This window comes from Pseudonocardia endophytica (genome assembly GCF_004339565.1).
In the GTDB taxonomy this organism is placed as follows: Bacteria; Actinomycetota; Actinomycetes; order Mycobacteriales; family Pseudonocardiaceae; genus Pseudonocardia; species Pseudonocardia endophytica.
Genome location: NZ_SMFZ01000001.1, coordinates 2944796 through 2966587 on the forward strand (window position 1 = coordinate 2944796; position 21792 = coordinate 2966587).

Below are 21792 nucleotides of genomic sequence, written 5' to 3' on the forward strand. Positions count from 1 at the left end.
CTCCGACCGCGCCGGCGACCACCGGGTCGAGTGGATCAGTCGGGATCGTCGAGGGCGTCGAGTGCCTCTGACACGCTCGTGCAGGTGTCCACCCGCGTGACGATCCCGCTGATCCGCAGCGGCCGGACCACGGCACGGTTCGTCCCGACGACGAAGCAGAGCCCGACCTCCGCTCGCGCGAACCGGCCGACGGCGTCCAGGAGGGTCGCCACCCCGACCGACCCGAGGAACTCGACCGCGACCAGGTCGACGACCAGGGGGCGGCCGTCGTCGCGGCCGAGCACGGCCGCGATGGCGGCCTCCAGCCGGTCGACGGTGGTCGGGTCGACCTCACCGGCGACGGTCACCACGACCGCGCCCAGCCGGACGTCGACGCCGACATCCAGGTGCGCGGCCGACTCGGCAGCCATCGCCGCAGGTTAGACCGTTGATCCCCGGCGTGGGTCCTGGAACGGCGTCACACCCCGGCGACGGTGCGCGCGTAGTCGATCGCCGGGCCCGTGTCGTGGGCCCTGGCGATCTGCAGCTTCTCGGCCTCCAGCGAGCCCTCGGCGTGCGTCGCGAGCACGGACTGGTAGCCGCCGTACGCGCTCGCGGTCAGGTCGGCGACCAGGCCGAGGATCCGCAGCCGCTGCTCGCCGGGGACGGCGCCCGCGTAGTACTTCTCCAGCACCGGCCGGATCTCCGGGTTCGCCCAGTCCCGCCCGCCGGGCCCGGTGGCCAGCAGGCCGCCCGCCAGGTCGACCAGCGTCGCCGACGCCTCGGAGTACCCGTGCGCGAACGTGTACTTGGCCGTGTTGACCAGCAGCGGGTCCGGCATCCACACGCCGTGCTCCCCCTCGCGCGCCTTGAGCGCGGACAGTTCGGCGAGCCCGCGGACGGTCGCCGCCCACGCGGACAGGCGGGCGAGCTTGTCCCTGACGTGCCCGGCACGCGTGATCCCGTTCGCCTCCGCGACGAGGTGCGCGGCACCGACGATCAGGTCGATCAACGGCAGCTTGTAGTTGATCGCGGTGAACCGGTGGTAGTCGACGAACCCGATGGCCACCGGCCCGGCGAGTGTCGGGTCGCCGTCGAGGAACACACGGTCGCGGGGGACGCGGACGTCGTCGAACACGGTCAGGGACTCGAGCAGCTTGTGGGTCGACGACAGCGGGCGGCTGAAGTCGTCGGGCTCGCCGGACAGGTGCGGCGACACGTAGAGCGAGAGCCCTGGAGTGTCGACGGGCACGGCGAACGACACGGCGTACGCCGCATCGCCCGGTCCCATCGCGCGGGTGGGGAGCACGACGATCTCGTCGGCGTTGGCGGAGAACGACGTGTGCGTCTTCGCCCCGCGCACCGTGATCGAGTCCGTGTCCGACGCGACGATCCGGAGGTACAGGTCGGGATCGTCCTGTTCGGACGGTCCGAGGGCGCGGTGGCCCTTCACGTCGCTCTGCGCCACGGCCAGCGCCAGGTCCTCGTCGAGGCACCGGCGGTGGAACGCTCGCGCCGCCTCCAGCCCGGCACCGCGGACCGTGCGGAGGAGGCCGAACACGGCGTCTGATCCGACCTCCTTGAGCACGATCGTCCCGGCGCCGCGGCGCGAGACCTCCTCGATCAGCCTGCCGCGCGCGGAGAGGTCCTCCGACGTGCCCGGCAGGTGGTAGAACGCCGAGTAGTCGCCGGTCTCGAACGTCGAGCGGACGGCCAGGTCGGGCCGGTCCTCGGCGATCGAGAAGCAGAGCGCGGAATGGTCGACGGCCAGTGCGAGCTCGGGGTGCCCGACGACATCCTTGACGCGTTCACCCTGGTAGAAGACGTTCCGGCGGTCGGAGAGCCCGGCGCGGTACTCGGCCGCGGTGCGCAGTGTCATGCCGGCGTCCCTCCACGCAGCTCGCGGCGCAGCACCTTCCCGCTGACGGTCTTCGGGATCTCGTCGAGGATCTCGAGCCGCCGCGGGTACTTGTAGGCCGCCATCCGTTGCCTCGCGAACGCGATGATCTCCTCGGGTGTGGTGGTCGCGTCGGCCCGCAGCGAGACGAACGCCTTCACGGTCTCGCCCCGGTACTCGTCGGGCACGCCGACGACCGCCGCCTCGCGCACGGCCGGATGCTCGTAGAGCACGTCCTCCACCTCGCGCGGCCAGATCTTGTAGCCGCCCGCGTTGATCTGGTCCTTCTTGCGGTCGACGATGTAGAACCAGCCGTCGGCGTCCATGTACCCGACGTCGCCGGTGTGCAGCACACCGCCGGGCAGCGCCGCCGCGGTCTCGTCGGGCTTGTTCCAGTAGCCGGCGACGACCTGCGGACCGGCCGTCACGAGCTCGCCGATCTCGCCGACCGGCACGTCGTCACCGTGCTCGTCGACGATCCGGACGACCGTGTCGTAGACCGGCACGCCGACCGACAGCGCACCGGACTCCGGGTCGACGGGTGCCTCGGCGTGGAACGGGACGCCGTGCGACGGCGACGTCGTCTCGGTCAGGCCGTAGATGTTGTGGATGTAGTGCCCGAACGCGTCCCGGAACGCCTGCACCGAGCTCGGCGGGATCGGCGCGCCCCCGGAGTAGACCTTCGTCAGCGTGGCCAGCTTCGCCGTGTCCGCGCCCGGCGCGTTCATCAGCGCGATGAACACGGTGATGGACCCGACGGTGAACGTCGCGCCCTCGGCCTCGACGGTGTCGAGGGTGAGCGCCGGGTCGAGCCGGTACATCAGGACCAGCGGCGCGCCGGTCAGCAGCGTGATCGCGATGTGCCCGACGAGCCCGGTGATGTGGAACAGCGGCGCGACGCCGAGCACGACGTCGTCGTCGCCGATCCCGACCCAGTCGCGGTAGGTCTGCGCGTTGAACACGACGTTGCGGTGCGTGGTCATGGCCCCCTTGGGCGGCCCGGTCGTCCCGGACGTGTAGGTCAGGAACGCGATGTCGTCCGGGCGCGGCGTCACCGGCGGCGGAGCGGAGCCGTCGTGCCGTTCGAGGAACGCGAGCAGGTCGTCGGTCCCGGCACAGTCGAGCCGCTCCACGCCGGCGAACACGGACGCCCCGGGGTCGCCGCACAGGTCCAGTTCGGACGTGGTCAGCACGGTGCGCACCGACGACCCCGGCACGACGCCGGCCGCGACGTCGCGCCACAGCGACTGCAGGCACACCAGCACCGTCGCGCCGGAGTCGGCGAGCAGCCCGGTCAGCTCGCGTGCCTTGTTCATCGGGTTGATCGAGACCGCGATGCCGCCGGCCTTCCAGGTCCCGATCTGTGCGATCACGAACTGCGGGACGTTCTGGGTGAAGATCGCGACCCGTTCCCCTGACGAGAAGCCCTCGGCCGCCAGCCCGGCCGCGAACGCGTCGGAGAGCCGGTCGAGCTCGGTGAACGTGACCGTCCGGCCGAAGTACCGGATCGCGGCCCGGTCCCCCGCCCGCGCGACGGTCGCGCGGACCATCGACAACGCGTCGTCGAACTCCGGCGTGATCCCCTCCGGCTGGCCGCGGTCGTAGCGGGCGAGCCAGGGCTTCTCGTCGTAGGACATCAGTACTCGGTCACCCCGGCGTCGGGCGCGAGCTCGTGCGCGGTCATCGTCTTCGACGCATCCGAGGCCAGGAACAGCACCGTGTCGGTGATGTCCTCGGGCTCGAGCTGCTCGACCGGGAGGATGTTCGTGAACATCCCGCCGAGCTTCGGGTGCGCCTCGAGCGCCTCTCCGATGATCGCGAGCACGTCGTTGCTGCCCATCGGCGTCTTCACGGCGCTGGGATGGACGCTGTTGACCCGGATGTCGTGCTCGCCGAGCTCGACGGCGAACGCCTTCGCCATGCCGCGCACGGCGAACTTGCTGGTCGTGTACGGGATCAGGAACGGCTGGACGGTCAGCCCGGCCGCGGAGCTGATCAGCACCATCGACCCGCCGCCCGCGGCGACCAGGTGCGGCGCACCGACCATCGCGGTGTTCCAGACGCCGGTGACGTTCGTGCTCATGTGCTGCTCGAACAGCTCCGGCGTGACGCGGTCCCACATGGCGGGCACGCAGACGGCCGCGTTGGCGACGACGACGTCGAGCCTGCCCAGCTCGCCCACCGCGTCGTCGACGACCGTGCGCAGCGCGGCCAGGTCCCGCACGTCGACCTGCGCCGTGACGATCCGGCGGCCGGTCTTCTCGACGAGCCGTGCGGTCTCGGCGAGGTCCTCGGTCGTCGACGACGGGTACGGCACGCCGAGGTCCGCCGCGATGTCGACGCCGATGACGTCGGCGCCCTCCTCGGCGAACCGCACCGCGTGGCTGCGGCCCTGGCCACGGGCCGCTCCGGTGACCAGCGCGACCTTTCCTTCGAGAACCCCCATGTCAGGCGAGCCCCGTCTCGGCCCAGTACTCGGCGAACGACGGCGGGCAGACGTCCGTGCTGCGCGTGATCTTCCCGTCGACGAACTGGTGGGTGGTGATCATCGTGACGTCGAGGACCTTGTCCCCGAACTTGCGGTAGATCCGGACCCACGCGACGACGAGGCCCTCCGGTGTCGTCTCGGTGCGCGTCACCTCGTTGGCGAACGCGTCGACCTTGGCGAGCACGCCGAAGGCCTCCAGGAACTCGCCCTTCGTGTAGACCTGCTGGGTTCCCTCGAGGGTGAACCCGGCCCACGTCATGTCGTCGTGCATCAGCTCGACGAGCGGGGCGGCGTCGCCCTTGTCGGCGGCCGCGAACGCGGCGACCAGGTTGTCGGCGTCGGACATCACTGTCTCCTTCTCGACGGTCGGTGTCGGGTCAGCGGTTCTGGTAGCCGGCGAGGATCGGGCCCGCGGCCTCGACGAGCGTCATCGGCTCGACGAGCATGTGCTGGGCGCCGACGGAGATGTCGCGGTGGCACCGGCCGAGGACGCTGGGGTTGCGGATCGAGGCGCTGCCGCCCCAGTTGTAGGCGAACGTGACGACGTCCTGGGCGACGCCCTGCACCCAGGTGGTGACCTGGCGCAGGCGGGCGCGCTGCTCGTCGTCCAGCTCGCCGCTCTCCGCGGCGGCCTCGGCGTCGGCGTGCGCGTCGTAGACGTAGCGGCGGGCGGCCTGCAGGAGCGCCTCGTTCGTGGCGAACTCGCGGCGGAACATGTCCGAGTCGCCGATCACCGACGGGTAGCCGGGACGGGTCTTCGCCGCGGCGATCACCGCGATCTCCTCGAGCGCGCGCTGCGCGATGCCGAGCGCGACCGGAGCGTGCCCGCCGACGCCGATGCCGAGCAGGCCGAGCTTGTAGACGCTCTCCGGGCGTGTGGGCACCGTGGAGAACGTGTCCATCGCGTGCGCCTCCGGCACGAACACGTCGGTCACGGCGTAGTTGTCGCTGCCGGTCGCGACCATGCCCATGACGTCCCAGCCGCCGAGGAACTCGATCTCGGAGCGCGGGATGAACGCGACACGGCAGACCGGGGAGACGCCGTCGGCGCCGAGCTCGGGGTTGCCCTCGTCGTCGTGCACGACGAAGCCGGCGCCGATCCAGGACGCGTGCCCCGAGCCGCTGGCGAAGCCGTAGGTGCCGGTGACCTTGTAGCCACCATCGACCCGCACGCCCTTGCCGGTCGGCAGGATCATGCCCGCGGTGATGCCCTTGTCCTCGCCCGCGAACAGCTCGTGCCCGCCGGTCTCGGCCAGGTACCCGGCGGCGATGCCGGTGCTGAACGCGTTGGCCATCACGGCCCAGCCGGTCGAGCCGTCGCTGCGCGCCAGCTCCTCGATGACCTTCAGCGAGTCGACGATGCCGAGGCCCGCGCCGCCCCACTCGCGCGGCACGAGCACCCAGAACAGGCCCTTCTCGGCGATCGCGTCGACCACCGGCTGCGAGATGGCGCGCCCGGACTCCATGCCGTCGGCCTCGGCGTCGATCAGCGCCGCGAGACCGCGGGCCGCCGCGATGTAGCTCGCGCCGTCGCCGATCTCGCCGGCCTCCGGGCGGGACAGCGTCTGCGTCATGGTCGTGGGACCTCCATCGGTCGTTCCGGTCCGCACGTCCGGCGGACCCCGTATGACTGGGAGCACAGTGCTGCCGGCGCGGGGGTGCGCGGCAGCGGGCGACCCCGCAGGTCGTGCGAACAGGTGGTTCGATGTCCGGAAGCCACCCGTGAGCTGCGGGTTCCTCCTCCACGTGCGCAGGGGGTCCGGATCCGACGCCCGGATCGGGACCCCCGCCCCCGGCCCACATCTGGATCGAGGGGGTCCGGAGTCGGCGTCGACCACGTGCCCGTCGAGGTGCTACACCTGGGTCGCAGCGTCGACGACGACGTGGGAGGCCTTCGTGGACACCGACACATGGCTCGACATCAGGGCACGCCACGCCGCCGGCGCGGCGATCAAGGCGATCGCGCGGGAGAGGGGCGTGTCGCGCAACACCGTCCGGCGCGCGCTGGCGGCGGACTCACCACCGAGCCGCGGACCCGCCCCCGTGCGTGCGGGCGCGCTCCACGACTTCACGGCCGAGATCGCCCAGGTGCTCGCCGCCGACCCGTCGCTGCCCGCTCCGGAGATCGCGCGCCGGATCGGGTGGCCGCACTCCCTGACCGCGCTCAAGGAGCGGGTGCGGGCCGTCCGGGCCAGGCCCGCACCGGCCGTCACCCGGCCGTCGGACACCGGTTCGCGGCTGTCCGGCGAGCTGACCTCGTTCGTCGGCCGCGACCAGGAGCTCACCGAGATCCTCTACGCCGTCGAGCGGCACCGGCTCGTGTCGCTCGTCGGCCCCGGCGGCGTCGGGAAGTCCCGGCTGGCCCAGCGTGCCGCCGCCAACGCGGCGTCGGTGTTCCCGGACGGCGTGCGGACGATCGAGCTGGCGTCGCTGCACGACCCGGAGCTGGCGGCGCAGGCCCTGCTCGACGGGTTCGGTGTCTCCGCGGGCGACTCCGCGGGCGGGTCGGCGATGCAGGCGCTCGTCGAGCACCTCCGGCACCGCTCGCTGCTGCTGGTGCTGGACAACACCGAGCACCTGCTGGACCCGCTGGCCGGCATCCTGCACCCGCTGCTGCGCGCGGCCCCCGCACTACGGGTGTTGATGACGACCCGCCAGACGATCGGCATGGCGGGCGAGCACGTGCTGCCGGTCGCCCCGCTGGCCGTCCCGGAGTCCACACCGGACAGTGCGGCCGAGGCGCTGCGCTACCCCGCCGTCCGGCTGTTCGTCGACCGGGCCGACTCCGTGCTGTCCGGATTCGTCCTCGACGCGACGACGCTGGCGGACATCGTCGAGCTGTGCCGCCGCCTCGACGGGATCCCGCTCGCGATGGAGCTCGCGGCCGTGCGGTTGCGCGTGCTCTCGTTGCGCCAGTTGCTGTCCCGTCTCGCCGACCGGTTCGCCGTGCTCACCGGTGGCGACCGGGCCGGGCCCGCCAGGCACCGCACGTTGCTGGCGACGGTCACCTGGAGCCACGAGCTCTGCACGGCGACCGAGCGGACACTGTGGAGCCACGCCACCGTCTTCCCCGGCTCGTTCGACCTCGACGCGCTCGACGCCGTCTGCGCACGGGACGCCACGCTCCCGGCGGGCGTGGACCCGGCGGAGCTGCTCGACGCCGTGTCCGGGCTGACGGCCAAGTCCATCCTGATCCGCGAGGAGGACGGCCAGGACGGGCACGTCCGCTTCCGGATGCTCGAGACGCTGCGCGAGTTCGGCCGCGAGTACCTCGACGACGCCGACGACCGCACGTTGAAGGCGCGCCACCTCACCTACCGGCTCGCCGTCCACGACGCGCTCGCCGACGTCTGGTACGGGCCGGACCAGGCGTCGTGGGTGCGCCGGATGAAGATCGAACAGGCCGATCTGCGGGCCGCGCTGACGCACGCGATGAGCCATGACGGCGACCCGTCCGCGGCGTTGCGCCTGCTCAGCGCGCCGTGGTTCCAGTGGGCGGTGTCGTTGTCGATGACCGAGCACCGCCGGTGGCTGACCCGCGCGCTGGCGGCGTCCCCGGAGCCCGGCCCGGAGCGCGCGGACGCGCTGGTCACGGCCGCGCTGGTCGCCTCGCTCCAGGGCGACCAGCCGGCCGCCGCGACGCTGGTGAAGGAGGCCCGCTCGCTCGCCGACGAGGTGGGCGACCCGCGCTGCGTCGCGTTCGCGGTCCACACCGCGGGCCTGACGGCGTTCTTCAGCGACGACTTCGCGACGGCCGCGGCGTTGTTCGACGACGCCGAGGCGCTCTACCGCGCGGCGGGAGCCGGCGGGGACATCCTGGTCGCCGCGCTCGACGTCCAGATCGGACTGCTGGGCATCTCGCGCGGCGACCTCGAGGGCGCGCGGAGGCGGTTCGCCGACCGGCTCGACCGCAGCATCGCCGTCGAGGAGACGTGGATCCGCTCCTACACGTTGGACGGGCTCGGGTTCATCGCGCTGCTGAGCAACGACGTCGACGAGGCACGCAGGCTCGCCCGCGAGGCGCTCACCGCAACCTCCCGCTTCGACGACACGATCGGGCTCTCGCTGGCACTGGACCTCACCGCGTGGACGGCCGCCGCCGACGGGCGGTACGAGCGGTGCGCGGTACTGCTGGGCGCGGCGTCCGCGCGCTGGGGCTCGTTCGGCAACCAGCTCTACGGCTCGCCCGACTGGCAGGCCCGCCGCCAGGGCTACGAGCAGCAGGCCCGCGACACGCTCGGCGAGCCGATCTTCGACACGGCGTTCCGGCACGGCGCGACGATGGGTGCCCCGGACATCCTCGGTTACGCGCTCACCGACGCGCCGGAGCCGCTGCACGCCGCCGACGAGTACCTCACCGACCGCGAGTACGAGATCGCCGGACACGTCGCGCGGGGCATGACGAACCGGGAGATCGCCGAGCAGCTCGTGCTGTCGCACCGGACCGTCGAGGGCCACGTCAGCCGGGTCCTGACGAAGCTCGGGTTCAGCAGGCGCGCCCAGCTCGCGGCGTGGATGGAGCGCACCCGGGCCTGAGTGTGAGGGGATCACCCGCCGAGCTGGGGCTCGACGAGGCCCGCGGAAACGTCACTCTCGACGGCCCGCGGCATCGAGTGGTGGGTTACGGCTGTTGCGACCGCCAGAACGTCACACTCGATCCACGGGACGGAGTCCAGTGGCGCGTTCCGGTCGCCGGCGGCTAGACGCCCGCGGTGCTCGGGCGCGGCGCCGACACGATGACGGTGACCGCCATCGGTCCGGGGAGAAGTGGCCGGACCGCCCGTCGCACACTGGCCGTGACCTCGGCGTTCGTCGTGTCGCGCTCCGCGATCACGCCGACGACGAGGCACTGCCCCTGGAACAGCAGCCCGACGATGCGGCCGGTGGCCGTCGCGCTGGCGATCCGTCCGGTCGGACCGGCGTGCAGCGACACGACGTCCGGGCAGTCCAGGACCGCGCGCGCGATCCGTCCGAGCTGGTCGAGCTGCGCCCGCATCATGCGGCACCTCCGGCCTCGTCGGCGGTCTCGCCGGTGGTGGTGAACTTGTCGTAGAAGATGTTCGACTCCTTCACGCCGAGTTTCGTCAACGTCGCGATCGCGGCGTCCACCATCGGTGGCGGCCCGCACACGTAGGCGTCGGCACCGGTCAGGTCGGTCTCCTCGGCCTGCACCACGTCGGTGATCAGCCCGGTCCGGCCGGCCCAGTCGTCACCGTCCGGTTCGGACAGTGCAGGTGCGTAGCTGAAGTCGCTGGGGAGCTTGTCCCCCAACGCTTCGATCTCGGACGAGAAGCACAGGTCCTTCGCGGTGCGGGCTCCGTAGTAGAACGTCGCCTTGCGCTCCACCTGACGCTCGGCCAGCGACCGGAGCAGGCCCAGGATCGGGGCCATGCCCGCGCCGCCGCCGACGAAGATCAGGTCCGACGAGCGGCTCTCGCGGAGCGTGCACGTCCCGAACGGCGCCTCCACCTCGAGGTGGTCCCCGACCGAAACCGTCTCCGAGAGGAACTGCGAGAACAGCCCGTCGGGGTAGATCTTGATGACGAACTCCAGGAGCCCGTCCCGGTTCGGCGTGTTCGCCATCGAGAACGACCGCGACTCGCCGGTCCCCGGGATCGTGAAGTCCATGTACTGGCCCGGGAAGAACTTGATCTCCGACGGCTCCACCATCTTCACGACGAGATGGCGCATGTCGTGCGTGACCGCCTCGTTCGAGACGACCTCCACCGTCCCCTTCGTCAACGGAAGACCCGACCGGATGATCTCCTCGTCATAGTTCAGCAACTCGATCGTCAGGTCCTCGTACGCATGCGCACGACACAGGAGCGTCGAGCCCTCCTCACGCTCATAGTCCGGCAACGCGAACGTGGAGTACGAGTCGTACTCGATGTCCTCCCCCTCGAGGACGAACGACTTGCACGCCGCGCACTGACCCTCCTTGCAGCCGTGCATGAGCTGAACGCCCTGCTCGGCAGCAGCACGGAGAATCGTCTGGTCCTCGTCGGCCTCGATCTCGATGCCGACCGGCTCGAACCGCACGATGTGCTTCTCGCCCATCCGTCGCTCCCTACGGTCTCGGTGCTGCGTCGCCGGACCACCGCACGACCGTGTGCGGGTACGCCGGGGTCTCCGGCGGTGAGCGGTGGTTGGTCGACCGGAACGGTCTGTGTCGTGGCGGCCGTGGAGCCCGGGGTGGGCTCCGATCCGGTGCGCTGTCGGACGTAGTGGACCCCGGAACCCCGACCGGCAGAGGTCTCACTCTGAGACAGCGGGTGCCCGCGAGCCTTCACCTCAGGTGACGACGCGCAGCTCAGGACGCTCGCGGTAGGCCTGCAGGACGCGACGCAGCTTCACGCCGACGTGCAGCGAGAGCCTGCTCGGACCGTCGCGCAGCCCGACGCCGGTGAACGTCTCGATCCGACCGAGCCGGTAGTACAGCGTGGACCGGTGCAGCCGCAGCTGCGTGGCGGTGCGGGTGGCGTCGCCGCAGCAGTCCAGGTAGGCCTCCAGCGTGTCGACCAGCACCCCGCCCGTGTCCTGCTCGGCCAGCCGTCGCAGTCCGGCCGGGAGGCGGGACTCGTCGATCTCCGAGGCGGGCAGGCGGAGCAGCAGCCCGTACACGCCGAGCCCGTCGTCGTCGAGGACGTCGCCGAGGAACGGCAGGAGCGCGCAGGCGTGCGCGGCGAGCCGGGCCCCGGACAGACCCCGCACCGCGGCCTCCGGCCCGTGATGCGCCGCGCCGATACCGGCCACCGCCCGGACCGGCGCCGCCGTCCGGGAGAACTCGGCGAGCACCCGCGTGCCGACGGCGCGTCCGGACTCGACGGTCGCCGCGTCACCGAACAGCAGCACCACGGCCCGTCCGCCCCGGACCGTCGCCAGCGACCGTGCGGCGACGCGGTCGCGGGTCGCCCGCTCGACGGCCGTGCGCAGCGCGGTGCCGGTTCCGTCACGGGCGTCGAGCGCGTCGACGGCGACGGTCACGACCGGCCCGTCCGGCGGGAGCCGGAGCTCCGCGCCCGCCGCCCGCCAGGCTCGCTCGCGCTCCGCCGCCGTGTCCGCGACGAGCTGTCCGGCGAGCTCCTCCCGGCGGGCCTGCTCCTGCTCGTGCAGGACCACCCTCCGGTACATCAGCGACCCGACCTCGGCCGCCGCGGCCGCCGCGAGCTCGATCTCCCGGTCCACGACGCCGTCGTCGATCAGGAACAGGTGCCCGAACAGGAGCCCGTGGGCACGGGCCGGGCAGCAGACCCGTGCCTTGAAGCCGATCTCCGGGTTCCGCGGCACGCGGCCGGGCGACGTCCAGTCGTAGATCCCGTGCTCCCGGAAGTGCGCCATCACCCGCGGGTCGGAGTCGCGCTGGAGCACGGCGTACACGCGCAGCGGGTCCTCGTCGCCGAAGTGCCGGCTGACCGAGACCACCCGCCCGTGGGTGTCGTCCACGGCGACGGACCGCCCGAGCCGGTTCGCCAGGCCGTCGACGACCTGTTGCAGTCCGTCCGCGGCGGCACCCGTCATGCCCGGACGGTCGTGCAGCCGCTGGACTCCGTCAAGACCCGGCCAGGCCCCTGCGCACCATGCTCTCGCCGGCGGCGACGATCGCGTCCACCGACGGCCGGGGCGCCCAGCCCAGCACCCGGCGGGCCTTGGAGTCGGAGACCTTCTTCGCGTAGCCGAGGTCGCCGACGACGGGCCGGAACTCCGCGGAGAACAGCGCGGCGAGCCGGACCACGACGCTCGGGATCGAGCGGGTCGGGACCTTGCCTGCGCCGTCGCCCATGTGGTCCCGCAACGTCGCCCCGACCTGCTTCAACGACATCGCGGGGTCGCTCGCGAGCAGGAAGCGCTGTCCGGCGGCGCCGTCGGCGGTCATCGCCCGCACGTGCGCGTCGGCGACGTCGCGGACGTCGACGATCGGGATCCACAGGTCGGGGTAGCCGGGCATCCCGCCGTTCAGGATCCGCTGGAGCAGGAGGTTCGATCCGGAGACGGCGTTCCCCATCACCGGTCCCATCACGGCGACCGGCAGGAGCGTGGTGAGCTCGGTCGGCCCGCCGTCGAGGAGGTCCCACGCAGAGCGCTCGGCGAGCGTCTTGCTCCGGGCGTAGGCATCGGTGCCCGGGCCGTCCAGGACGGTCCAGTCGTCGTCGGTGAACGTGCGGCCGTCGTGCGGGTGGCCCCAGCCGACCGCGTGGAACGCCGAGGTGAGGACGACGCGCGTCACGCCGGCGTCGCGCGCGGCACGCAGCACCCGCAGGGTGCCCTCCCTGGCTGCCGCGATCACGGCGTCGGAGTCGGTCACGTTCTCGGTCGCGACCGGCGAGGCGACGTGCAGCACGTGGTCGCAGCCCGCGACGGCGTCGGCCCACCCGGCGTCGTCGGTGAGGTCGGCCTCGACGAACGTCAGCGCGTCACCGCGGGTCATCCCGGCGTCGGTGAGGACCGACCGCACCGTGTCCACACGCGACAGTGAGCGGACGGTCGCGCGGACCTCGTGTCCCTGCTCCAGAAGCGCCAGGATGCAGTGCCCGGCCACGAAGCCGGACCCGCCGGTGACGAGTGTGGTCATGTGTCCTCCTGTTCGGCGACGGCGTCGAGTCCCCGCACCAGCGCCTCGACGCCGAACCGGAACGCGTCGTCGGTCTCCTCGGCCCGCGCCGGGACGTCGTCGAGAATCGTGGTGCCGACGAGCTCGGCGTAGTTCTGTTCCTCGGCGACGAAGCCGAGGACGTAGCGTACGAGAGTCCTTGCGGCCCAACCGGCCTCGCGCGACCGGTGACGCGCGGCGAACAGACCGTGCAGCTCCCGGAACCCCGGCAGGGCATCCGGCCGGAACGCGAGCGCGAACGAGACGACCTCCGCGCCGTCCCGGACCCTCAGCAGCGCGTCGCGGATGTCGTGGGCGGCCCGCCGGGCGTCGACCGTCGAGATCGGACGTCCTTCGAGGATCCGCCCGGCGATCTCGACGAGCAGGTCCTGCTTGCTCGCGACGTGGTAGTAGAGCGCGCCGGGCTTGACGCCGAGATCCTGCGCGAGCCGGCGCATGGACAGACCGCCGAGCCCCTGCTCGTCGAGCATCGCGCAGGCACCGTCCACGACCTGCGTGCGGTTGAGGACCACGCCCCTCCCTCCGTCGCCCTCCAGTCTGCTGACCCTTGTCGTCACGCCGCGCGTCGGGCTAGGTTTGAACGGTGTTCAAAACCTTCGACGACCTCGCTGAACGGCAACTCACGGGTAGCACGCTCGACCGGGAGGACGCGCTCGCCGTACTGGCCGCGAACGACGACCAGGTCCTGGACGTCGTCGCCGCGGCGGCCCGGTTGCGGCGGGCCCACTTCGGAGACCGGGTCAAGGTCAACTACCTGGTGAACCTGAAGTCGGGGCTGTGTCCGGAGGACTGCGGCTACTGCTCCCAGCGCCTCGGTTCGACGGCCGGTGTCCTGCAGTACTCGTGGCTCTCGCCCCAGGACGTCGTCGCCCAGGCGAGCGCCGGGATCCGCGGCGGCGCGTCGCGCGTCTGCCTGGTCGCGAGCGGACGCGGACCGGGGTCGCGGGACATCGACCGGGTGGCGGGCGTCGTCGACGAGCTGAAGTCGGCCCACCCTGGCGTCGAGGTGTGCGCCTGCCTCGGGCTGCTGAAGGAGGGCCAGGCGGAGCGGCTGTCCGAGGCCGGTGTGGACGCCTACAACCACAACCTCAACACCAGCGAGGACCGCTACGCCGACATCTGCTCGACGCACACGTTCGCCGACCGGGTGGACACCGTCGAGCGGGCCAAGCGCGCCGGGCTCTCACCGTGCTCGGGGCTGATCGTCGGCATGGGCGAGTCCGACGACGAGCTCGTCGACGCCGTGTTCTCGCTGCGCGAGCTGGAGAGCGACTCGATCCCGATCAACTTCCTGATGCCGTTCGACGGCACGCCGCTGGCCGGCACGTGGCTGCTGAACCCGTTGCGCTGCCTGCGGATCCTCGCGATGGCGCGGTTCGCGTGCCCGGCCGCCGAGATCCGCATGGCCGGCGGGCGCGAGATGCACCTGCGGTCGTTGCAACCGCTGGCCCTGCACCTGGCCAACTCGCTGTTCCTCGGCGACTACCTGACCAGCGAGGGCCAGGCGGCGAAGGCCGACCTGGACATGATCGCGGACGCCGGGTTCCGGGTGCTCGGGACGGACGAGGCCCACGCCGGCGCGCGCGTCCCGGTGGCGGTGCGGCAGCGGGGCGCCGGCACGGTCGCGGCACCCAACGCATGACGACGCTGGTCGAACGGGACCGCGGCCTGCTCTGGCATCCGTACGCGCCGCTGGACGGGCCCGCGCCGTACGCCGTCGTCGACGCCTCGGGCACGCGCCTCACGCTCGAGTCCGACGACGGGTGGCGCGGCGACGTCGTCGACGCCATGAGCTCGTGGTGGTGCGCGATCCACGGCTACCGTCACCCGGAGCTCGACGCCGCGGTGCACCAGCAGGTCGACCGCTTCAGCCACGTCATGTTCGGCGGGCTGACACACGAACCCGCGGTGCGGCTCGCCGAGCAGCTCGTCGCCATGACCCCGGACCCGCTGCGGCACGTGTTCCTCGCCGACTCCGGTTCGGTGTCGATCGAGGTCGCCCTCAAGCTCGCCGTGCAGTACCAGGCGGCGCACGGCTTCCCGGAACGACGGGGGTTCGTCGGCCTGCGCGGCGCGTACCACGGCGACACGTCCGGGGCGATGAGCGTCTGCGACCCGGTCGACGGCATGCACGCGCTGTTCCCGGTCGCCGAGCAGCGGTTCCTGCCCCGGCCTCCCGCCGCGCGCGTCGAGGACGGCCGCATCGCCGAGCCGGACGCCGAGGACCTCCGTGCCGTCGCGGCGTGGACGGCGGACGCCGACCGGATCGTCGCCGAGCACGCGGACACGCTCGCGGCGATCGTGGTCGAGCCGGTGCTGCAGGGCGCGGGCGGCATGTACGCGTACCGGCCGGAGTGCGTGGCCGAGCTGCGACGGATCGCCGACCGGCACGGCCTGCTGCTGATCGCCGACGAGATCGCGACCGGCTTCGGGCGGACCGGCACGGCGTTCGCCGTCGGGCACGCCGGCGTCTGTCCGGACGTGCTGTGCGTCGGCAAGGCGCTGACCGGCGGATACGTGACGCTCGCCGCGCTCCTGTGCACCGGCGACGTCGCCGAGGCGATCACCCGCTCCCCGCAGCGGGCGCTGCTGCACGGGCCGACGTTCATGGCGAACCCGCTCGCCTGCGCCGTCGCGTCGGCGTCGCTGTCGCTGCTGACGCCCGAGCGGATGCGCCGGGTCGACGAGATCGGGGTGGAGCTGGCCGGCGCGCTCGCGAAGGCGTCCACACTGGACTCCGTCGGCGAGGTCAGGGCACTCGGCGCGGTCGGCGTCGTCGCGCTCGACCGGCCGGTCGACGTGCCCGCGGTGACGCGGGCGGCACTGGAGCACGGCGCGTGGGTCCGGCCGTTCCGGAACCTCGTCTACACGATGCCGCCGTACGTCGCGGACGCCGACGACGTCGCGACGATCGCGGGTGCGATCACGTCCGCGATCGCCGAGGTGCACGGCTGATGGCCGCCGTCACCCAGTGGCTCGCGTCCGCGGCCGCCGACCGGGACCGCGCCGGTCTCGTCCGCCGCACCGACTCCGCGCGCAACCCGCAGACCCGCCCGCACCTGCTCGACCTCGCCTCCAACGACTACCTCGGACTCGCCGACGACCCGCGCCTGAAGGCCGCGGCGACGGACGCGGTGGCGCGGTACGGCACCGGCGCCCGCGCGTCCCGGGTCGTCACCGGCACGACCGCTGCCCACGACGACCTCGAACACGCGCTCACCACGCTCACCGGCAGGCCAGCGTGCCTCGCGTTCTCCAGCGGCTACACGGCCAACATCGGGCTGCTCACCGCACTCGGCGACCCGGACACGCTGATCGTCTCCGACGCGCACGTCCACGCGTCGCTGATCGACGGGGCCCGGCTGTCCCGCTCGCCGGTCGCGATCTGCCCGCACTCCGACCTGGACGCGCTGGATGCGCTGCTGCGGACCCGCACACAGCGCCGGGCACTCGTCGTCGTCGAGTCGGTCTACTCGGTGCTCGGCGACGCCGCCGACCTCCCCCGGATCGCGGCGCTCTGCGACTCCCGCGACGCGCTGCTCGTCGTCGACGAGGCGCACGGTGTCGGAGTTCGGGGCGACGGGCGCGGCGCCGTGCACGCGGCCGGGCTGGCCGGCGCCGAGCACGTCGTCGTGACGGCGACGCTGTCCAAGGCGCTCGGGGCGCAGGGCGGCGCCGTGCTCGGGTCGCCGCTGCTGCGCGAGCACCTCGTCACCACGGCGCGCACGTTCGTGTTCGACACGGCGTTGGCACCGGCCGCCGCGGCGGCCGCGGCGGCCGCGTGCCGGATCGTCGCGGCCGAACCGGAGCGGGTCGCCGCCCTGCACGAGGCGGCCGCGACGATCGCCGGGGCGGCCGGCGTGGACGTCGCCCCCGGCGCGGTGCAGTCGATCCCGATCGGAGCCCCGGACGTCGCGCTGGCCGCGGCGACGACGCTGCACGAGCGGGGCGTCGTCGTCGGCTGCTTCCGGCCGCCGAGCGTTCCGGACGGGATCTCCCGGCTGCGGCTGACGGCGCGGGCCACCGTGGACCTCGGCCGAGCGGCGTCGGCGGCGGCGCTCGCGGCCCGGCTCGCGCTCGCGCCGGTCGGGGTCGACGCATGACCGTCCGGTTCGTGACCGGCACCGACACCGACGTCGGCAAGACGATCACCACGGCCGCGCTGGCCGCGGCGCTCGTCGCCGACGGTCGATCGGTCGCGGTGTACAAACCCGTGCAGGCCGGGACCGGCGAGCACGGCGACGGGGACGTCGACACGGTCCGCCGTCTCGCGGACGTGACGGTGGCCGAGGGTGTCCGGCTCCCGGAACCGATGGCGCCGGTCGCGGCGGCCACGCGCGCGGGTGTCGCCCTCCCGCCGGCGCGGGCCCACCTCGACCGGATCGCGGAACTCGCCGCACACCACGACGACGTGCTCGTCGAGGGCGCGGGCGGCGTACTCGTCCACCTCGACCACGACGCGACGACGCTCGCCGACCTGGCCGAGGGCGCGGAGGCGGTCGTCGTGTGCCGCAGCGGGCTCGGGACGCTCAACCACACCGACCTCGTCCTGGAGGCACTCGCCCGCCGGGACGTCGCCGTCGCCGGGCTGGTGATCGGGTCGTGGCCGGCCGCGCCGTCGGAGATCGATCTGGACAACCGGGTGGAGCTGGCCCGGCGCGCTCCCCTGCTGGGCGCGATCCCGGAGCGGTCCGGCGCACTCTCCCCGGACCGGTTCCGCGCGCTCGCCCCCGGCTGGGCGGACCCGACGATCCGGCTGACATGGCGCTCATGGCTGCCACAGGCCCTCTCGGACAGCCATCAGTGACATCTCAGCCGGAGTCGATCTCTCGCGCCGACGCGCGGGCCTCCCGGAGCGGACCCCTCACCGCTCCGGGAGACCCACCCCCGTCGCAGCCGTCAGCAGGCCTTGATGTCCCGGACCGCGGCCCAGCCGGCGATGACGCGCGAGTCGGACACCGTCTGCCCCGGCTTGATCGTGTGGCACGTGCCGTCCGTGGTCCCGGCGATGTCGAGCTTGCGCTTCACGGTCGTGTCGTGGCAGTTCCGGATCTTGTAGTAGACGATCTTCAACGGCCCGCCGGGCACGTCTCCCGTCTGGTAGCTGAGGCCGCACGGCTCGGCCGCCATCGCGGGCGTCGCGACGGCCAGGGCCGTTCCGGACATCAGCGCTCCGACCGCGGCGATCGACACGGCCATACGCTTCATCGTCGTCGTCATCGTGCATTCCTTTCCGCAGGGACCCGCGATCCCCTCATCGGGAAGCTGTGCGTTCCGGGAGCGGGTCGGGAAGAAGGTGAGGGACCGTTGTTCCGGTGCGCCACTCACGTCGAGATACGCCGACGAATCTGGTCCCGGCGGCTCCCCCGGGGCAAGGCCGTCGGGGTTTCACTTCTTCAGCGCGGCCCTCAGCGGTAAGGTGATCACCCCTGACCAGCAGGTTCAGGGCCTCGGATCATCTTCACCGGTGAAGAAGGTGAACGGCTCCCCGTGACCGAACACGAACAGAAGCCCGTGGAGCAGGTCGCGGAGCGCGGCTTCACGGCCCGCCTGGAACGGCTCCGGTCCGACGCAGGGCATCCGACCCTCGAGACCATCTCGCGGCACGCCGGCCGGTCGATGGGAGCCGTTTCCAACACGTTCACCGGAAAGGCGGTTCCGAGCAACGCGAAGGCCGAACGGATCGTCGCGGCGCTCGGCGGCACGTTCGACGACGAGTGGCGGGAACTGCTCGACCGGGCCCGCGCGGAACGGAACCGCACACGCACGGACGACGAGCCCGATTCCGTTCCGGCACCGGACCGGAAACGCCCGCGACGACGGACGGTGCTGATCGCGGGAATCGTCGCGCTCGTCGTCGTCGCGGGCGCCGCGATCGCCTTCCTGCCCGACTGGAACGGTGCCGCCGACCGTTCCGGGTCCGGCGGCGTCGGTCCGGTCGTCGTCACCCGGGCCGGCCCGCTGGGCCTGATCGTGCGGTCGTCCGGCACGCGCGACGGCGAGCAGATCGGCAGCGCGGCGGAGGGCCAGACGCTCTGGGCCGAGTGCCACGCCGTCACCGACTTCGACCCGCGCCCGGACACCGGGAAGGGGCCCGTCTGGTACCGGGTCCGCTGGCCGAGCTCCGGCCCGACGAAGGACTTCCTCGGCTCGACACCGGACGACGCGTACGTCGGCTGGGTCTACGGCGGGTTCGCCGTGCCCCGCGCTCCGGAGAACACGCAGATCCCGCACTGCTGACCGCGGGTCAGCCGGCCGGCTCCTGGAGGCGCACCCGCCGGTCGAGGCGGACCAGGCCGAACACCGTCACCGCGATGACGACCACGCCGATCACCGGCGACACGACCACCTGCCCGGCGGCGAGACCGGAGGCGACCGCGAACAGCGAGTGCCCGACCATCGCCCCGCCGATCAGCAGGATGCGCTGCCGGTCGCCGAAGCCGTCGGTCACCGACCAGCGCACGACCAGCCATCCGACACCGACGGCGAGCACCAGGGCCACGACCATCGGGACCACCGTCGGCACGGCGTCCCCGAGAGCGGGCCGCCCGGCGTCCGACCACAGCGGGAACAGCAGGCCGTGCACGACGATCGGCGCCACCGCCGCGACCGACACCAGGACGGCCGGATGCGGGAGGCGCCGCAGCGGCGCGGGCCGCGGCAGACGGACCCGCGGCAGCACGACCAGCGCCACCACCGCGAGGACGACGACCAGCAGCAGCTCGACGACGACGGCCGGCCACGGTGTCCGGTAGCCGGGGTCCTCGATCCCGGAGATGCCGAAGCGCACGAGCGCCACGCCCACGAGGAACACCAGCGCGGCCACGACGGTCCCGCCGGCCCTCAGGTACGGACGCCCCGCGTGCCTGCGGAACAGCAGGTCGGCGAGCATCACCGGGATCAGCACGGAGAACACCAGGTGGTAGCCGATCTGGCTCTGCCAGTACGTGGTGTTGAACCCGAGCACGCGCGGTCCCCACTCGGCCGCCGTGTACAGGTGCGGGCTGGTCAGCGCCTGCAGGCCGAACCCGTCCTCGGCGATCTCGTAGGCGACACCGAGCACCAGCAGCCCCGGCCACCCCGCTCCCGCGCGCACCACCAGCTCCCGGACGAGCAGCACGCCCGCCCCGTACATCGGCACCAGCAGCGGCAGCGCCACCCAGATCGCCGGCAGCGAGATCCCGCTGAACGCCGCCTCGGCGCACAGCGGCGCGAGCACCACCAGCACCCACGCGGCCTTCACGCGCCCCCGTCCGGCCCGGTCGACCTGCCCGGTTCGTTCCGTTGCGGTCATGCCGTCCCCCTTGTTACTTGTCTGAGTAACAAGCCCACCGTAACGCACCACCGGCCGGGCCCGCACGTCCGGAGCGTCCGGTAGAACGGCGGGCGTGAGGGAACGGTCGGGACGGCGGCTGCCGCCGGAGGTCCGGCGGCAGCAGATCGTCGAGGCCACGATCGAGGCGGTCGCCGCGCTCGGCTACCGCGCGGCGTCGTTCGCGAAGATCGCCGAGCGCAGCGGCCTGAGCAGCACGCGGCTGATCTCGTACCACTTCGCGGGCCGCGACGAGCTCATGTCGGCCACCGTCGCCCACGTCTACGAGCAGCTGGGCGGGCACGTCGCCGGCCATCTCGCCGCGGCGGACGGGCCCCGTGCCGAACTGGCGGCCTACGTCCGCGCCGTCGTCGGGTTCGTCGACGGTCACCGCACCGAGATGCAGGCTCTGTCGCGGATCTTCGTGGCGTTCCGCGACGAGTCCGGCCTCAGCCGTTCCTACGACGCCGACACCGACGAGCGGGTGATCGGCACGGTCGAGGACATCCTGCGCCGGGGACAGGACGACGGCGTGTTCCGCACGTTCGACACGTTCGTCATGGGGTCGCTGGTGCAGCGCTCGGTCGACGGCGTCGCGTTCCTGCTCGAGACCCGGCCCGACCTGGACCTGACCGCGTACGCCGACGAGCTCGTCGCGACGTTCGACATCGCCACCCGGCGGTGACGCGGGCGACGACCCGGCCGCTCAGCGGCCGGCACAGGACCCGGAACCCCGGCACGTGGAACCGCGCCGTGGCGGCTCCACATCGTCCACCGGTCAGGACGACGCGAGCTGGGCCTCGAGCCCCGCGATCAACAGGTCGATCTTGTAGATCGTCCAGGCACTGCCCGGCTGGTCGATCATGCGCGCCGTGGCCTCGCGGACGCCGGGATCGACCGGCGGGTCGATGGCGTCGACCTGACGCTGGCGGTCCTGCAGCGAATGACCGAGGCCCGGCGTCGTCAGGTCGGCGACCGTCACGGTCTCGAGCGCGTAGATCGCACCCATGGCGGCCTTGTGCGCCGGGATCCCGGCACCGACGAGCGCGTCGGTGAGCCTGCGGTAGACGGCCATGACCTCGATCGGCAGCTCCGGCAACGCCACGACCGCAGCGCCCATTCCGGGGTTGCGGTCGAGCATCTGCCCGAGCTCGGCGCAGGTGTCGCGCACGGTGTCCTGCCAGGAACCGCCGGGTGCCGACAGCTGGAGCTCCTTCTCGAACACCAGGTCCACCAGCGAACCGACCATCGCGTCGAGCGTCGGGAAGTGCCGGTAGAACGTCGAGTACTTGACGCCGACGGCGGCGGTCACCGCTCCGACCGTCAGTCCCTCGAACCCGATGTCGCGGGCAGCCGCCAGCAACGCGTGGCGGTCGGTCAGCGGTGGCCGACCGAGTCGCTTGGCGATCGTCTCGTGACTCACACCCGCCACAGTACGGGCACGCATCGGCCCGGAGTGCCGACCGACCGGTCGAATGCGACGCGTCCGCCCGGTCCTGCGGCAGGTA

General features: G+C 72.6%; 21 protein-coding genes. 7 read left to right on the forward strand and 14 right to left on the reverse strand.

What is annotated here, in order from left to right; translation table 11 throughout:
* Positions 1 to 35 precede the first annotated feature (35 nt).
* The 6 genes from EV378_RS13425 to EV378_RS13450 are packed head-to-tail and all read right to left on the reverse strand — an operon-like array spanning position 36 to position 5938.
* Complete coding sequence (locus EV378_RS13425) at positions 36 to 410, reverse strand: anti-sigma factor antagonist (RefSeq protein WP_132424704.1); 375 nt, start codon at positions 408 to 410, stop codon at positions 36 to 38.
* 47 nt (positions 411 to 457) lie between these two features.
* Positions 458 to 1858, reverse strand: coding sequence for a 4-hydroxyphenylacetate 3-hydroxylase N-terminal domain-containing protein (locus EV378_RS13430; RefSeq protein WP_132424707.1), 1401 nt, complete (start codon positions 1856 to 1858; stop codon positions 458 to 460).
* On the reverse strand, positions 1855 to 3513 hold the full coding sequence (locus EV378_RS13435; RefSeq protein WP_132424710.1) for a class I adenylate-forming enzyme family protein: 1659 nt from the start codon (positions 3511 to 3513) through the stop codon (positions 1855 to 1857). The genes EV378_RS13430 and EV378_RS13435 overlap by 4 nt, the downstream gene beginning before the upstream one ends.
* On the reverse strand, positions 3513 to 4322 hold the full coding sequence (locus EV378_RS13440; protein WP_132424713.1) for a mycofactocin-coupled SDR family oxidoreductase: 810 nt from the start codon (positions 4320 to 4322) through the stop codon (positions 3513 to 3515). Before EV378_RS13440 ends, EV378_RS13435 begins: the two co-directional genes overlap by 1 nt.
* A gap of 1 nt (position 4323) precedes the next feature.
* Positions 4324 to 4710 (reverse strand): nuclear transport factor 2 family protein, encoded by a 387-nt coding sequence (locus tag EV378_RS13445; RefSeq protein WP_132424716.1) that lies wholly within the window; start codon positions 4708 to 4710, stop codon positions 4324 to 4326.
* A gap of 31 nt (positions 4711 to 4741) precedes the next feature.
* Positions 4742 to 5938 carry an acyl-CoA dehydrogenase family protein gene (locus EV378_RS13450; RefSeq protein WP_132424719.1) on the reverse strand — a complete coding sequence of 399 codons (1197 nt, stop codon included), beginning with the start codon at positions 5936 to 5938 and terminating at the stop codon, positions 4742 to 4744.
* 322 nt (positions 5939 to 6260) lie between these two features.
* On the opposite strand from EV378_RS13450, the gene EV378_RS13455 reads away from it, so the two are divergent.
* The gene (locus EV378_RS13455) at positions 6261 to 8900 is read left to right on the forward strand and encodes an ATP-binding protein (RefSeq protein ID WP_165922275.1); all 2640 of its coding nucleotides are present in this window, start codon (positions 6261 to 6263) and stop codon (positions 8898 to 8900) included.
* A gap of 163 nt (positions 8901 to 9063) precedes the next feature.
* On the opposite strand, the gene EV378_RS13460 is transcribed toward EV378_RS13455, so the two are convergent.
* The 5 genes from EV378_RS13460 to EV378_RS13480 form a co-directional block, all read right to left on the reverse strand.
* Positions 9064 to 9363 carry a hypothetical protein gene (locus tag EV378_RS13460; protein ID WP_132424725.1) on the reverse strand — a complete coding sequence of 100 codons (300 nt, stop codon included), beginning with the start codon at positions 9361 to 9363 and terminating at the stop codon, positions 9064 to 9066.
* The gene (locus EV378_RS13465) at positions 9360 to 10421 is read right to left on the reverse strand and encodes an FAD-binding oxidoreductase (protein ID WP_132424728.1); all 1062 of its coding nucleotides are present in this window, start codon (positions 10419 to 10421) and stop codon (positions 9360 to 9362) included. Before EV378_RS13465 ends, EV378_RS13460 begins: the two co-directional genes overlap by 4 nt.
* A 234-nt stretch (positions 10422 to 10655) precedes the next feature.
* Positions 10656 to 11882, reverse strand: coding sequence for a PucR family transcriptional regulator (locus tag EV378_RS13470; protein WP_132424731.1), 1227 nt, complete (start codon positions 11880 to 11882; stop codon positions 10656 to 10658).
* 31 nt (positions 11883 to 11913) lie between these two features.
* Complete coding sequence (locus tag EV378_RS13475) at positions 11914 to 12933, reverse strand: NAD-dependent epimerase/dehydratase family protein (RefSeq protein WP_132424734.1); 1020 nt, start codon at positions 12931 to 12933, stop codon at positions 11914 to 11916.
* Positions 12930 to 13484 carry a TetR family transcriptional regulator gene (locus tag EV378_RS13480; protein WP_132424737.1) on the reverse strand — a complete coding sequence of 185 codons (555 nt, stop codon included), beginning with the start codon at positions 13482 to 13484 and terminating at the stop codon, positions 12930 to 12932. Before EV378_RS13480 ends, EV378_RS13475 begins: the two co-directional genes overlap by 4 nt.
* Positions 13485 to 13555: 71 nt before the next feature.
* Between EV378_RS13480 and bioB the strand changes: the two genes are divergently transcribed.
* Genes bioB through bioD form a run of 4 tightly spaced genes read left to right on the forward strand, consistent with a single transcriptional unit; the run spans position 13556 to position 17779 of the window.
* On the forward strand, positions 13556 to 14614 hold the full coding sequence (bioB, locus tag EV378_RS13485; protein ID WP_132424740.1) for a biotin synthase BioB: 1059 nt from the start codon (positions 13556 to 13558) through the stop codon (positions 14612 to 14614).
* Positions 14611 to 15927, forward strand: a complete 1317-nt coding sequence (gene bioA / locus EV378_RS13490; protein ID WP_132424743.1) for an adenosylmethionine--8-amino-7-oxononanoate transaminase — start codon at positions 14611 to 14613, stop codon at positions 15925 to 15927. The genes bioB and bioA overlap by 4 nt, the downstream gene beginning before the upstream one ends.
* Positions 15927 to 17075, forward strand: coding sequence for an 8-amino-7-oxononanoate synthase (locus EV378_RS13495; protein WP_132424746.1), 1149 nt, complete (start codon positions 15927 to 15929; stop codon positions 17073 to 17075). The genes bioA and EV378_RS13495 overlap by 1 nt, the downstream gene beginning before the upstream one ends.
* Positions 17072 to 17779, forward strand: coding sequence for a dethiobiotin synthase (gene bioD / locus EV378_RS13500; protein ID WP_132424749.1), 708 nt, complete (start codon positions 17072 to 17074; stop codon positions 17777 to 17779). Before EV378_RS13495 ends, bioD begins: the two co-directional genes overlap by 4 nt.
* Before the next feature lie 92 nt (positions 17780 to 17871).
* On the opposite strand, the gene EV378_RS13505 is transcribed toward bioD, so the two are convergent.
* Positions 17872 to 18192: a hypothetical protein gene (locus EV378_RS13505; RefSeq protein ID WP_132424752.1), complete on the reverse strand. Its 321-nt coding sequence runs from the start codon at positions 18190 to 18192 to the stop codon at positions 17872 to 17874.
* Between the two features lie 270 nt (positions 18193 to 18462).
* Between EV378_RS13505 and EV378_RS13510 the strand changes: the two genes are divergently transcribed.
* The gene (locus EV378_RS13510) at positions 18463 to 19212 is read left to right on the forward strand and encodes a helix-turn-helix domain-containing protein (RefSeq protein ID WP_132424755.1); all 750 of its coding nucleotides are present in this window, start codon (positions 18463 to 18465) and stop codon (positions 19210 to 19212) included.
* Positions 19213 to 19219: 7 nt separating this feature from the next.
* Here EV378_RS13510 and EV378_RS13515 read toward each other — a convergent pair whose 3' ends face one another.
* A complete protein-coding gene (locus EV378_RS13515) occupies positions 19220 to 20266 on the reverse strand; it encodes a hypothetical protein (protein WP_132424757.1) in 1047 nt (348 codons plus the stop codon).
* A gap of 94 nt (positions 20267 to 20360) precedes the next feature.
* Here EV378_RS13515 and EV378_RS13520 point away from each other — a divergent pair, with 94 nt between their 5' ends.
* On the forward strand, positions 20361 to 20969 hold the full coding sequence (locus tag EV378_RS13520; protein ID WP_132424760.1) for a TetR family transcriptional regulator: 609 nt from the start codon (positions 20361 to 20363) through the stop codon (positions 20967 to 20969).
* Positions 20970 to 21062: 93 nt separating this feature from the next.
* Here EV378_RS13520 and EV378_RS13525 read toward each other — a convergent pair whose 3' ends face one another.
* Positions 21063 to 21707 (reverse strand): TetR/AcrR family transcriptional regulator, encoded by a 645-nt coding sequence (locus tag EV378_RS13525; protein ID WP_165922276.1) that lies wholly within the window; start codon positions 21705 to 21707, stop codon positions 21063 to 21065.
* Positions 21708 to 21792 lie beyond the last annotated feature (85 nt).